The organism is Streptomyces sp. NPDC047982 (assembly GCF_043204165.1).
In the GTDB taxonomy this organism is placed as follows: domain Bacteria; phylum Actinomycetota; class Actinomycetes; order Streptomycetales; family Streptomycetaceae; genus Streptomyces.
In genome coordinates, this window is sequence record NZ_JBIDBS010000004.1 from 243,585 (window position 1) to 256,088 (window position 12,504).

The 12,504-nt window shown below is 74.4% G+C and carries 10 protein-coding genes and 2 pseudogenes; 5 read left to right on the forward strand and 7 right to left on the reverse strand.

The annotated features are described in order from the left end of the window. Nucleotides 1-67: 67 nt before the first annotated feature. The 5 genes and pseudogenes from ACGF2V_RS06610 to ACGF2V_RS06630 all read left to right on the forward strand — a co-directional run. Nucleotides 68-1,096: pseudogene (locus ACGF2V_RS06610) on the forward strand (ADP-ribosylglycohydrolase family protein); the annotation flags it as partial. 417 nt (nt 1,097-1,513) lie between these two features. After that, nucleotides 1,514-2,726, forward strand: a pseudogene (locus ACGF2V_RS06615) (ADP-ribosylglycohydrolase family protein). Between the two features lie 79 nt (nt 2,727-2,805). Then, nucleotides 2,806-3,690, forward strand: coding sequence for a ribokinase (gene rbsK, locus ACGF2V_RS06620; RefSeq protein WP_362621169.1), 885 nt, complete (start codon nt 2,806-2,808; stop codon nt 3,688-3,690). Then, nucleotides 3,687-4,886: a CoA transferase gene (locus tag ACGF2V_RS06625; RefSeq protein WP_362621171.1), complete on the forward strand. Its 1,200-nt coding sequence runs from the start codon at nt 3,687-3,689 to the stop codon at nt 4,884-4,886. The genes rbsK and ACGF2V_RS06625 overlap by 4 nt, the downstream gene beginning before the upstream one ends. Then, complete coding sequence (locus tag ACGF2V_RS06630; protein WP_362621173.1) at nt 4,883-5,695, forward strand: CoA ester lyase; 813 nt, start codon at nt 4,883-4,885, stop codon at nt 5,693-5,695. The genes ACGF2V_RS06625 and ACGF2V_RS06630 overlap by 4 nt, the downstream gene beginning before the upstream one ends. A gap of 211 nt (nt 5,696-5,906) precedes the next feature. On the opposite strand, the gene lgt is transcribed toward ACGF2V_RS06630, so the two are convergent. From lgt to ACGF2V_RS06665, 7 genes are all read right to left on the reverse strand, one after another. Further along, nucleotides 5,907-6,899, reverse strand: a complete 993-nt coding sequence (gene lgt, locus ACGF2V_RS06635; RefSeq protein ID WP_362621175.1) for a prolipoprotein diacylglyceryl transferase — start codon at nt 6,897-6,899, stop codon at nt 5,907-5,909. 232 nt (nt 6,900-7,131) lie between these two features. Beyond that, complete coding sequence (locus ACGF2V_RS06640; protein ID WP_362621177.1) at nt 7,132-8,097, reverse strand: thioredoxin domain-containing protein; 966 nt, start codon at nt 8,095-8,097, stop codon at nt 7,132-7,134. A 111-nt stretch (nt 8,098-8,208) separates the two neighbouring features. Continuing rightward, entirely contained in the window at nt 8,209-9,021 is an 813-nt protein-coding gene (gene trpA / locus ACGF2V_RS06645; protein ID WP_362621178.1) for a tryptophan synthase subunit alpha, read from the reverse strand. Continuing rightward, nucleotides 9,018-10,298, reverse strand: coding sequence for a tryptophan synthase subunit beta (gene trpB, locus ACGF2V_RS06650; RefSeq protein ID WP_362621180.1), 1,281 nt, complete (start codon nt 10,296-10,298; stop codon nt 9,018-9,020). The genes trpA and trpB overlap by 4 nt, the downstream gene beginning before the upstream one ends. A gap of 417 nt (nt 10,299-10,715) precedes the next feature. After that, nucleotides 10,716-11,525: an indole-3-glycerol phosphate synthase TrpC gene (trpC, locus tag ACGF2V_RS06655; protein ID WP_073788761.1), complete on the reverse strand. Its 810-nt coding sequence runs from the start codon at nt 11,523-11,525 to the stop codon at nt 10,716-10,718. Between the two features lie 115 nt (nt 11,526-11,640). Continuing rightward, on the reverse strand, nt 11,641-12,159 hold the full coding sequence (locus ACGF2V_RS06660) for a DUF2752 domain-containing protein (RefSeq protein ID WP_392910998.1): 519 nt from the start codon (nt 12,157-12,159) through the stop codon (nt 11,641-11,643). Nucleotides 12,160-12,239: 80 nt separating this feature from the next. Further along, nucleotides 12,240-12,488, reverse strand: coding sequence for an HGxxPAAW family protein (locus ACGF2V_RS06665; protein ID WP_362621181.1), 249 nt, complete (start codon nt 12,486-12,488; stop codon nt 12,240-12,242). Between the last annotated feature and the right edge of the window lie 16 nt (nt 12,489-12,504).

The following is a 12,504-nucleotide window of genomic DNA, read 5'->3' on the forward strand; positions in this document are numbered from 1 at the left end:
GTCGTGATGTGGCACAGATCGATCAAGTACCTGAACCGGTCCGGTACGAGCGAAGGGTCGGCGCACGATGGATTCGACTTCTGGAAGTCCGGCGTGGACGCGGACGCGGGGCGTCCGGGGCGACGCGCCCCGTACCGACCGGGCCCGCGGCGCCCTGCTCGGTCTCGCGGTCGGTGACGCGCTGGGCGCACCTGCGGAGAACCTCCGGCCGTCCGAGATCCGCCGTCGCTGGGGCCGCATCGAGGGCTTCGTGCGGGAGGACCCGGCGGGCACGGACGACACGGAGTACGCGATCTTCTCCGGGCTGCTGCTCGCCCGGCACGGTTCGGCGCTCACCGTCACCCATGTGGAGCGGGCCTGGCACCTGTGGATCGCCGACCTCGACGAGGGACCGTTCCGCGGCGCCGGGTTCAGTGAACGGGGCACCCTGGAGAACCTCCGCCGGGGCCTGGCCGCCCCGATCTCCGCCCAGCACCGGCACGCCTGGAGCGACGGCCTGGCGATGCGGGCCGCGCCGTTCGGTGTCTTCGCGGCGGGCCGGCCGGACGAGGCGGCGCGGCTGGTCGCGGTGGACGGACAGGTCAGCCATGACGGGGAGGGCATCTACGGGGGCCGGGCGGTGGCGGCGGGGGTGGCCGCCGCGATGACGGGCGCCGGGGTCGTCACGGTGATCGCCGCCGCGCTGTCCGTCGTCCCCATGGACTCGTGGACGGCGCGCTCGCTGCGGCGCGCGGTGACCGCCGCACAGCGCACGTACCCCGACCGGCTGACCATGGAGCGCGCGGTGCGTTCCGCGGTGGTCGTCGGCGGCTACCCGTGGACGGACCTGGCCCCCGAGGCGGTCGGCCTGGCCTTCGGCGCGTTCGCGGCGGCCCGCGGCGACTTCCGTACGGCGGTGCTGACCGCCGTCAACATGGGTCGGGACGCGGACACCACGGCCGCGGTCGCGGGGGCACTGGCCGGTGCCCTGAACGGGGCGTCCGCGATCCCGCGGCCCTGGGCGGAGGCGATCGGTCCCGTCCGGGGCAGTTGCCTGCCGTCGATGCGGGGCCACCACGTCCTGGACATCGCGGAACTCCTCACCGCGCCGGACGCGACGCACGCTCCGGACACGGCGCACGAGGCGGACGCGACGCACGAGGGGGACGTCGGGGAACCGCCCGGTGCCGTACGGGACGCGGGCCGTGCACCGGCCGGGGAGCGTGCCTCCCGGCCGCGCTCGGCCCCCGCGACCGCAGGCACGGCCCGTACGGGAGCCGGCGCGCCCTTCACAGGGACCGGCACGACGTGGACGGAAGCCGGCGCGCCCCGCACCGCACCCGGACCCGCGACGGACCGTCCGGACGCCACCGCCGCCCCGTGCGCCACCGCGCGCCGGGACACGCCCCCTCCCCCGCCCCGGCCCGCAACACCGCCGCCGCACGGCGCCCGGGCCGAGCACGGCGCCCCGGTCGCCCGGCGCCGGACCGGGTCCGGGAGCGCCCCCGGGCACCGCGCCCGCGTCGAGGGGCTCCTGCTCGGGCTCGCCGCGGGGGACGCAGCGGGCTGGCCGGCCGCGCGGCACCGGGCGGCCCGGATGCCCGAATGGACCCGTCGCCTCACCCGTGAGCTCGACACCTTCGCGGAGCAGAACGCCACGACCACCCTGCCCGTCCCCATCGCGCTCAACCAGCCGCCCGAGCCGCTGCGGCTCGGCCCCTCCGACGACGCCGAATGGGCGGCGTTCGCCGCCGGGACCGTGCTCGCCCCGGCGGCCGGACCACTGCGCGGGCTGTCCCCGGAGCGGCGTCTGCGCGTCGCCGTCGACATCGCCTGGAACGCGCTGGCGGCCGAGGTCGCCGAGGCCGCCGCCCGGGCCCCCGAGGTCGAGTCGGCGGTGCTCCCGCTGCGGGCCCGGATCTCGGTGCGGGCCGGGCTCGGCAATCTCGCCGCCGGACTGCGCCCGCCCGCCACCGGCCACGACAACCCGCACTACTTCGACGACGCGGCCTGTGTGCGGGCCGCCGTCCTGGCCGCCGCCCATCCGGGGGACCCGGCCGCCGCGGCCGACCTCGCCGAGTTCGACGCCCGCTACACCCAGGACGGCGACGGTGTGCACGGTGCCCGCGCCATGGCCGCCGCGATCGCCGGGGCGCTGGGCGGCGCGGACGTGGACGGCGCGGTGGACGCCGCGCTCGCGCAGCTCCCCGACGGCACGGAGATCGCCCGCAACGCCGCCCACGCCGTCCGGATCGCGCGCGGATTCGTCGGCGAGGAGGCGGGAGTCTTCTCCCTCGTACCGGTGCTGGAGCACCAGATCGTCGACCACGTCTACAGCTACGGGATCGCCGCAGCCGAGACCGTCCCGGTCGCCCTCGCCCTGGCCACCGCCGCGCGCGGCCGGATCGCCGAGGCCGTCCCCGCGGCGGCGTGCCTGTCGCGGGTGGCCGACTCGGCGCCCGCCCTCGCAGGCGCGCTGACCGGTACGCTCGGCGGCATCGGCGCCCTGCCGGACGGGTGGCGCGAGGCGTGCCGCACCCTCGCCGGATGCGCGCTGCCCCGGCTCGCGGGCACCGATCTCGTCGAACTCGCCGGGCTGCTGGCAGACAGGGAACCGGGGCCCCCCGGGTGGACAATTCGCCCATGACGTTCCCGATGCCCATGGCGTCCCCGATGTCCACGACAACGTCGATGTCCGCGACGACGCCGGGGTCCGGAGCGCGGGACGCCGCACCCGCGCCCGCTGAACGCGCCACGGGAACGCCCGCCGACGACGCAGTCACCGGACCGACCCCACCGGACCGACCCCGAGGAGGCACACCGCCCATGACCGGCATCGCGGTGCTCGGCAGCACCAACATGGACCTTGTCGCATACGTCGCACGGGCTCCGCGGCGCGGAGAGACCGTGACGGGACGGGAGTTCCGCACCATTCCCGGCGGCAAGGGAGCCAACCAGGCCGTCGCGGCCGCCCGCGCGGGCGGCGACGTGACGATGATCGGCGCGGTCGGCAACGACGCGTACGGCGCCCTGCTGCGAAGCGGCCTGGAGCACGCGGGGGTCGACACCGATCTGCTGCACACCGTCGACGGCCCCAGCGGCACCGCGCACATCGTCGTCGACGACCTGGGCGGCAACTCCATCGTGGTGATCCCCGGCGCCAACGGCGCCATCACCGCGCTCGGCCACGGCGAGACGGCCGCGATCGCCGCCGCCGACCTGCTGCTCCTCCAACTGGAACTGCCGCTGTCCGTCGTGACGGACGGGGCACGGATCGCGCGCGCCCACGGCGTGCGCACCCTGCTCACCCCCTCTCCCGTGCGACCGCTTCCCTCCGAACTCCTTGACTGCGTCGACCTGTTGATCCCCAACGAGCACGAGGCGTCCGCCCTGACCGGCGTCACGGACCCGCACGCGGCGGCCCAGATCCTGCTCGGCCGGGTCCCCGAGGTCGTCGTCACCCTCGGCGCGAAGGGCTGTCTGTACGCGGCCCGGGACCGCGAATCCGTCCTCCTCCCCGCCCCCGAGGTCACCGTCGTCGACACCACCGGGGCCGGGGACACCTTCGTCGGCACCCTGGCCGTGGCGCTCGGCGAACAGCGGCCCGCGCCCGAGGCGCTGGCCTGGGCGACGTCCGCCGCCGCGCTGTGCGTACAGCGGCCGGGCGCTTCGGTCTCCATGCCGTACCGCAGCGAGATCGACGCCGCATGAACGCGCCCGCGCAGGCACCCCTGACCGGACTGCGGGTCGTCGACCTCGCCACGCTCTTCGCGGGCCCGCTCGCCGCCACCATGCTGGGGGACTTCGGCGCCGAGGTGATCAAGGTGGAGCACCCGCGCACACCCGATCCCTCGCGCGGGCACGGACCCACGAAGGACGGTGTCGGCCTGTGGTGGAAGCTGCTGGGCCGCAACAAACGCAATCTGACCCTCGATCTCTCCGCCCCCGCCGGGCGCGACCTCCTGCTGCGGCTGGCCGTCGACACCGATGTGGTCGTCGAGAACTTCCGGCCCGGGACGCTGGAACGCTGGGGCCTGGGCCCGGCCGAGCTGCACGCCGCGAACCCCAGGCTGGTGCTGGCCCGGGTCACGGGCTTCGGCCAGTTCGGCCCGTACGCGCGCCGTCCCGGCTTCGGCACGTTGGCGGAGGCGATGAGTGGTTTCGCCGCGATCACCGGGGAGCCGGACGCACCGCCCACGCTGCCGCCGTTCGGGCTCGCCGACTCGATCGCGGCACTCGCCACCGCGTACGCCGTGATGACCGCGCTCGCCGCGCGCGACCGGACCGGAGAGGGGCAGGTCGTCGACATGGCGATCATCGAGCCGATCCTGACCGTGCTCGGCCCCCAGCCCCTCTGGTACGACCAGCTCGGCCATGTCCAGCAGCGCACCGGCAACCGCTCCCGCAACAACGCCCCGCGCAACACGTACCGCACCTCCGACGGACACTGGGTCGCGGTCTCCACCTCCGCGCAGTCGGTCGCGGAACGGGTCATGCGCCTGGTCGGCCGGCCGGAGCTGATCGACGAACCCTGGTTCGGCTCCGGCACCACCCGCGCGGAGCACGCCGACGAACTCGACGAGGCGGTCGGCGACTGGATCGCCCGGCACACCCGCGCGCAGGCCCTGCGCGCGTTCGAGAAGGCGGAGGCGGCGATCGCTCCCGTGTACGACGTCCGCGACGTGATGGAGGACCCGCAGTACCGGGCGCTGGGCTCCATCGCCGAGGTCGACGACCCGGAGCTGGGACCGCTGCGGATGCAGAACGTCCTGTTCCGCCTCTCCGGGACACCCGGCGCGATCCGCTGGGCGGGACGGCCGCACGGCGCGGACACCGACGAGATCCTCACCGGGCTCGGCCTGTCGGCCCCGGAGATCGCCGCACTACGGGCGGAGCACGTGCTGTGACGGCGGCGGTCCCGCTCACCCTGCTCTACGTCCCCGGCGACCGGCCGGAGGTGGTGCGCAAGGCGCGCGACGCGGGCGCGGACGTGGTGATCGTCGACCTGGAGGACGCGGTCGCCCCCCACCGCAGGGAATACGCCCGGGCGGCCACCGCCGAGCTGCTGTCCGAGGCGTCCGGCGACACCGCCGTGCCGCTCCACGTCCGCGTCCGCACCGAGGCGGACGTGCGTGCCCTGGCCGGTCTGCCGGGCCTCGCCGGGCTCCGGCTGCCGAAGATCACGCACGCGGCCACCGTCCACCGCCTCGCGGCGGTGGCGCCGGGGGTGGCGCTGTGTCCGTTGCTGGAGTCGGCCCTCGGCGTGGAGCACGCGTACACGATCGCCGCCGCCCATCCCCAGGTGCGCTCCATCGCCCTGGGCGAGGCCGACCTCCGGGCCGATCTGGGGGTCGGTGACGACCCCGGGCTCGACTGGTCGCGCAGCCGGGTCGTGGTCGCCGCCCGCGCGGCCGGACTCGCTCCCCCCGCCCAGTCGGTGTTCCCCGACGTACAGGACCTGGACGGGCTGCGCGCGTCCTGCGCGCACGGCCGGTCCCTGGGCTTCCTCGGCCGGGCGGCGATCCACCCCCGCCAACTCCCCGTCATCGAACGGGCGTTCCGGCCGACGGCCCAGGAGGTCGAGGCGGCGGAGGAGATCGTGACGGCGGCCGTGACGGAGCAGGGCGCGCTGGCCCTGCCGGACGGCCGGTTCGTCGACGCGGCCGTGGTGGCCTCGGCCCACCGCACCCTGGCACTGGCGCACCGGGCGCGCTGACCGGCCGGTGCCGACGGTTCCGTCGGCCCTCGGGGGCGGAGGGCTCACAGCCTGGCCCGTCGGCTCCGGGCCCGGCCTTGCGCCTCGCGGTCCGCACCGTACGACGACCACTAGAACTCAAGGAACCCGGCGGGGCGCAGTGATCAGGATCCCGCGTGCGCCGACGACGTCGACGTCCCGATGGGTGGGTTCAGGTGCGGGCGCACACGGCTCAGGCTTTCTCGGCCGCCTCGGAGAGGCCGCTCCCGCTGTCCGCCCCGCCCGGGGCGTCACCGTCCTCGGCGTCCTCGGCGCCCTTGCCGTTCTTGATGTCCTTGGTGCCCGTCGCGTCCTTCAGGTCCTCCGGGCCCTTCGCGTCCTCGATGCCACCGGCGTCCGCCGTGCCCTCGGCCGCCGCCGGCTCCACGATCTCCTCGCGGCCCGGTCGCAGCTTCGCCGAGATCACGATGTACGCCACCGCCAGCACCAACACGATCAGCGCGGTCCACACGTTCAGGCGCAGGCCCAGGATGTGGTGGGCCTCGTCGACCCGCATGTACTCGATCCAGGCGCGCCCCGCGCAGTACGCGGCGACGTACAGCGCGAACACCCGGCCGTGTCCGAGCCGGAAGCGGCGCTCCGCCCAGATCACCAGCACGGCGACGCCGATGCACCACAGCGACTCGTACAGGAACGTCGGGTGGTACGTGCCGGCGACGCGGTTGGGGCCCTCGCTGATCTCCAGCGCCCACGGCAGATCGGTCGGCTTGCCGTACAGCTCCTGGTTGAACCAGTTGCCCCACCGGCCGATCGCCTGGGCCAGGGCGATGCCGGGAGCGAGGGTGTCCGCCAGGGCGGGCAGCGGGATGCCGCGACGGCGGCAGCCGATCCAGGCGCCCACAGCACCGAGCGCGATCGCGCCCCAGATGCCGAGACCGCCCTCCCAGATCTTGAAGGCGTCGACCCAGTTCTCGCCCTCGCCGAAGTACAGCTGGTAGTCGGTGATGACGTGGTAGAGCCGGCCGCCGACCAGGCCGAAGGGCACTGCCCAGACGGCGATGTCGGCGACGGTGCCGTCGCGGCCGCCCCGGGCGACCCAGCGCCTGTTGCCGAGCCAGACGGCGACGAAGACACCGATGATGATGCAGAACGCGTAGCCGCGGAGCGGGATCGGTCCGAGATAGATCACGCCGGTCGACGGGCTGGGAATGTAGGCAAGGTCCATGGCAGGGTCGACGCTACCCTGCCGGGTGGGGCCCGGGGCAACCCACCCGGCAACGTCTGCGTAACGGGCGCGTCGTCCCCCGCGCCCCCGGGCCGCGCCTTCCCCGGCCCGATTCCGGCGGCCCGCGGGCCCGGCCCGCGCCTGCAGGGGCCGCTTTCCGCGGCCCGGGCGGCGGCTCTCCTCGGGCCGGAAGGCGAGGGGCGTCCCCCGGGGGACCGTCGTCGGGCGGCGGTCAGGAAGCGGACGGAGCGGGCGAGGCCACGGCGGGCGGGGGCGTGGCGGACGCACCCGCGGCGGGCGCCCGTGCGCCGGACGCGGGCGGGGCCGTGCCTGCGGCGGACGCGCCGGACGCACCGGAGGCGGGCGCGCCGGACGCGGGCGTGCCCGTGGCCCTGGCCGTGGCGGACTTCTTGGCCTTTTCGGCCTCGGCGACCCACTTCTTCAGGTTCGCCACGGTGATCGGTTCGTTCCCCTTCTTCGGGAAGATCGGCTCGCCGTTGAGCAGTACGGTCGGCGTGCCGTTGAAGCCACTGGTCCGGAACGCCGTGTTGGACTTCTGGACCCAGCCGTCGTGCTTCGCGTCGTTCACACAGCCGCGGAAGGCCGGAGTGTCGAGGCCCGGGACCTTGCCCGCGAGGTCGATCAGCTTGCCGTTGTCCGCGAAGGCGTCGACCGTCTCCTGCGGCTGGTTGCGGAAGAGGATGTCGTGGTAGGCGGAGAACTTGCCGGCGTCCTGCGCGCAGGCCGCCGCGTTGGCCGCCCTCAGCGATCCCGAGCCGCCGAGGTTGCCGTCGATGATCGTGGCGAGGTGGTACTCGGTCCTGATCCGGCCGGCGCGCTCCAGCTCGTGGAAGGTGTCCCGGAAGGCGTTCTCGAACTGGGCGCAGACCGGGCAGCGGAAGTCCTCCCAGATGGTGAGCGTGGACGGGGCGTCGTCCGCGCCGGACCGGATGGCCAGGCCGTCCTTGCCGGTGGCCCCGGACGGTGCGACGAGGGGGCCCGCCGCCTTCTCCTTCTCCCCCTTGTCGCCCGAGTTCGCGGCGATCACGCCGACGACGGCGGCCAGCCCCAGCACCCCCACCACGGCACCGCCGACGATCAGCGACCGCCTGCGGCGCTCGCGGGCCTCCTCGCGCTCGCGCTGCCGGGCGAGCCGTTCGCGCGCCGCCCTTTTCCCGTGTTCGTTCTTCTCGCTCACACCCGCAGCAACGAACCGGGGAGGCACGCGCGCGCCTCCCCGGTCCAGGTCCACCCGTTCGGATGACGCCGATGCGGAGCGTCCGGCCGCGGGCTCCGCGGCCGGACCCTCTCAGCGCTTTCGCACGCCTTCGGCGAGTTCGCCCGCCAGGGTGCGGACGGCGGCCAGGCCGGCCTCCTCGTCGGGAGCGTCGAGCAGCCCCTTGACGAAGGCGGAGCCGACGATCACCCCGTCCGCGAAGCCCGCGACCTCGGCCGCCTGCCGGGCGTTCGAGACGCCGAGGCCGACGCAGACCGGGAGGGACGTGGTGGCGCGGGTGCGCTCGACCAGGTCCTGGGCCCGCTCTCCGACGGACTCGCGGGTGCCGGTGACGCCCATCAGCGAGGCCGCGTAGACGAAGCCGGAACCGGCCGCCGTGATGGTGGCCAGGCGCTCGTCCTTGCTGCTGGGCGCGACGACGAAGACGGTCGCCAGACCGCGCTTGTCGGCGTGCTCGCGCCACAGCGCGGATTCCTGGACCGGCAGGTCGGGCAGGATGCACCCGGCGCCGCCCGCCTCGGCGAGTTCGGTGGTGAAGCGCTCGACGCCGTACCGGTCGATCGGGTTCCAATACGTCATGACGAGGATCGGGGCGCCGGTCGCCTCGTGCGCCTCGCGGACCGTGCGCATCACGTCCGCGATCCTGACGCCGCCGCGCAGAGCGATGTCGTCGGCGGTCTGGATGACCGGGCCGTCGAGGACCGGGTCGCTGTGCGGCAGCCCCACCTCGACGATGTCCGCGCCGCCCGCCACGACCTCCTTCACCGCGGCGATGGCGCCGTCGACGGTCGGGAAGCCCGCCGGGAGGTACGCGATGAGCGCCGCCCTGTTCTCCGCCTTGGCCCGCGCGAGGGTGGAACTCAGCAACTCGACATTGCCGCTCACTTGGTGACCTCCTCTTCCCCGTCGGCCACATCGGCCTCGACGACCCCGTCGGTCTCGTCGTACAGCCCGAAGTAGCGGGCCGCCGTGTCCATGTCCTTGTCGCCGCGTCCGGACAGATTGACCACGAGCAGCCCGTCCTTGCCGAGTTCCTTGCCGATCTCCAGGGCCCCGGCCAGCGCGTGGGCGCTCTCGATCGCCGGGATGATCCCCTCGGTGCGGGACAGGAGACGCAGCGCCTGCATGGCGGCGTCGTCGGTGACCGCGCGGTACTCCGCGCGGCCGGTGTCCTTCAGGTACGCGTGCTCCGGGCCGATGCCCGGGTAGTCCAGACCGGCCGAGATGGAGTACGGCTCGGTGATCTGGCCCTCGTCGTCCTGGAGGACGTAGCTGCGCGAGCCGTGCAGGATGCCGGGCTCGCCCGCGGTCAGGGTCGCCGCGTGCTCTCCGGTCTCCACGCCGTGCCCGGCGGGCTCGCAGCCGATCAGGCGGACGCGGGCGTCCGGGATGAAGGCGTGGAAGAGCCCGATGGCGTTGGAGCCGCCGCCCACACAGGCGATCGCGGCGTCCGGGAGCCGGCCGGTGTGCTCCAGGATCTGGCGGCGCGCCTCGACGCCGATGACCCGGTGGAAGTCGCGGACCATGGCGGGGAAGGGGTGCGGTCCGGCGACGGTGCCGAAGAGGTAGTGGGTGTGGTCCACGTTGGCGACCCAGTCGCGGAACGCCTCGTTGATGGCGTCCTTGAGCGTCCGGGAGCCGGACTTCACGGCGATGACCTCGGCGCCGAGCATCCGCATCCGCGCCACGTTCAGCGCCTGCCGCCGGGTGTCGATCTCGCCCATGTAGATGGTGCAGTCGAGCCCGAAGAGCGCGCAGGCGGTGGCGGTGGCGACGCCGTGCTGGCCGGCCCCCGTCTCGGCGATGACCCGGGTCTTCCCCATGCGCCGGGTGAGCAGCGCCTGGCCCAGCACGTTGTTGATCTTGTGCGAGCCGGTGTGGTTCAGGTCCTCGCGCTTGAGGAAGATCCGGGCGCCGCCGGCGTGCTCGGCGAAGCGTCGGACCTCGGTCAGCGCGCTGGGCCGACCGGTGTAGTCGACCATGAGCGCGTTCAGCTCGGCGGCGAAGGCCGGGTCGGCCTTGGCCTTGTCGTACTCGACGGCGACCTCGTCCACGGCGGCGACGAGCGCCTCCGGGATGAACTTGCCGCCGAACGCGCCGAAGTACCCCTCAGCGCTGGGAATCAGACCCTCCGGGTCCGGGATGAAGAAGTCAGATGACATCCGACATGCTCCTCGACATCGCAATGGGTGGTTTCACCGTATGCGCCGTGAGCGGAGCGCCGCCGCGACCGGGAGCGGTCGGACGGTGCGGTCATACGTACAGAGGTGGTGCGGGTACGTCGGCCGGGGCTCGCTAGGGCGCGGACCCCGTGCGCCATCGCATGCCGTTGACCTGGCCGGGCTCGTCGCCGATCACGTACCGCACCCGTCGGCCGTGCACCCGGCGCGCCGGGGCGCGGCAACCCCGGTGCCAGAAGGGCGGCGCGCAGCGCCTCGGCTGGGGGTGGTCGAGGGGGACGGGCGGGTGGCCGCCGCGCGCCGACGGCGTGAACGGGCCCCGGACGGCCGTCGCACCGGTCGGGCGCGGGCCCGGCCGGGTGCGGGGCGAATCGGGACGGTCGGCGGTCACGGTCGCGGTCAACCCCGCCCGTGCCGCAGCGCCGGGTGGGCGCCCGCGGCGACCAGGTCGGCGACGGCGCCCCGGGGGTCGCGGCCGGTGACCAGGGACTCGCCCACGAGCACCGCGTCGGCGCCCGCGTTGGCGTACGCGATCAGGTCGTGCGGACCCCGGACACCGGACTCGGCGATCTTGACGATGTGATCCGGGATCTCGGGGCCGACGCGCTCGAAGGTGGAGCGGTCGACCTTGAGGTCCTTCAGGTTGCGCGCGTTGACGCCGATGACCTTCGCCCCGGCGTCCACGGCGCGCTCGACCTCCTCCTCGTCGTGCACCTCGACGAGCGGCGTCAGGCCGATGGACTCGGCCCGCTCGATCAGGGAGACCAGGGCCTCCTGGTCGAGGGCGGCGACGATGAGCAGGGCCAGGTCGGCGCCGTAGGCACGGGCCTCCCAGAGCTGGTACGAGGTGACGATGAAGTCCTTGCGCAGGATCGGGATGTCGACCTTGGCGCGGACGGCCTCCAGGTCGGCGAGCGAACCGCCGAACCGGCGCTCCTCGGTGAGGACCGAGATGACGGACGCGCCGCCCGCCTCGTAGTCCGCGGCAAGGGCGGCCGGGTCGGCGATCGCGGCGAGCGCCCCCTTGGAGGGGCTGGAGCGCTTGACCTCGCAGATGACACTGACGCCCTCGCCGCGCAGTGCGGCGGCCCCGTCCTTGGCCGCGGGAGCACGCCGCGCGCGTTCCTTCAGCTCGTCGAGGCCGACACGCGCCTGCCGCTCCGCGAGGTCGGCACGTACGCCGTCGATGATCTCGTCGAGCACACTCACGCGAGCGGCCCCCCTTCCAGGAAGGTGATGAGGGAACAGGATCAGCCATGTCAATGCTATCCGCAGGAGGCCCCGGGCCCGAATCCGCTCGGCGGGCGTCCCACCGACTGAACGGTCAGGGCGCGAGCGCAGCTCCGAACGGAAGGTTCCGGACGACCGAGAAGGCGATCAGCACGGCGCCGATCCCCCACCAGACGGCGGGGCTCGCGGCGATGCTCATGGGCCTTCCCCGGGCTGCACGGGCCGTCCAGACCACCCAGAGGACGGCGAAGAGCACATATCCGGCCACGGCGAGCGCGTTGGAGCCGAGGGCGGCGGCGATGTCGCCCTGCGCGAAGGCGTGGGCGCTGCGCAGACCGCCGCAGCCCGGGCAGTACAGGCCGGTGAGGCGGAGCAGCGGGCAGACCGGGTAGTGGCCCGGTTCGTTGGGGTCGACGGCACCGACGTAGCCGAAGGCTCCGACGACGGCGGCCATGACGCCCACGGGGGCGGCCAGCCGCCGCAGGCGTGCGACGGGTCCAGGGGGCGGCGCAGGGGGGAGGAACGGCGGCCCCCCGTGCGTCGGCGGATGGGCGGCGTCGGCGGGCCCGGGGCCGTGCGACGGCGGTGCGGCGGAAGTCGGCGATGCGTCCACCCGGTGATTGTCCCCGCCTGCACGGAAAGGCGCAGCCCGTTCCCGGGCTGCGCCTCGCGTTCGTACGGCTTTCGCGCGCGTCAGGAGATCTGCGCCTGCGCGGCGCGGGCCCGGGCGGCGGCCACCTCCGGCGTCTCCTTCGGCGTACCGAGGCCGGCCATCTTCATCGCGAGGCCGACGACCCCGCCGAGAAGGATGACGCCCATGCTGGCCCAGAACCCGACCGGGTTGGCCGCGACCATGAAGACGCCCCCGGCGCAGAAGCCGATGAAGGAGATGATGACACCGGTCCAGGCGGCCGGGGTGTGTCCGTGGCTGCTGCCCGCCATGAGTTGCTCCTTGTTG

Bases quoted from the DNA above. Each gene is read 5' to 3' on its own strand.
- rbsK (WP_362621169.1), top strand. From the start codon at position 2,806: ATGACCGGCATCGCGGTGCTCGGCAGCACCAACATGGACCTTGTCGCA.
- ACGF2V_RS06625 (WP_362621171.1), top strand. From the start codon at position 3,687: ATGAACGCGCCCGCGCAGGCACCCCTGACCGGACTGCGGGTCGTCGAC.
- lgt (WP_362621175.1), bottom strand. From the start codon at position 6,899: ATGGACCTTGCCTACATTCCCAGCCCGTCGACCGGCGTGATCTATCTC.
- trpB (WP_362621180.1), bottom strand. From the start codon at position 10,298: ATGTCATCTGACTTCTTCATCCCGGACCCGGAGGGTCTGATTCCCAGC.
- ACGF2V_RS06665 (WP_362621181.1), bottom strand. From the start codon at position 12,488: ATGGCGGGCAGCAGCCACGGACACACCCCGGCCGCCTGGACCGGTGTC.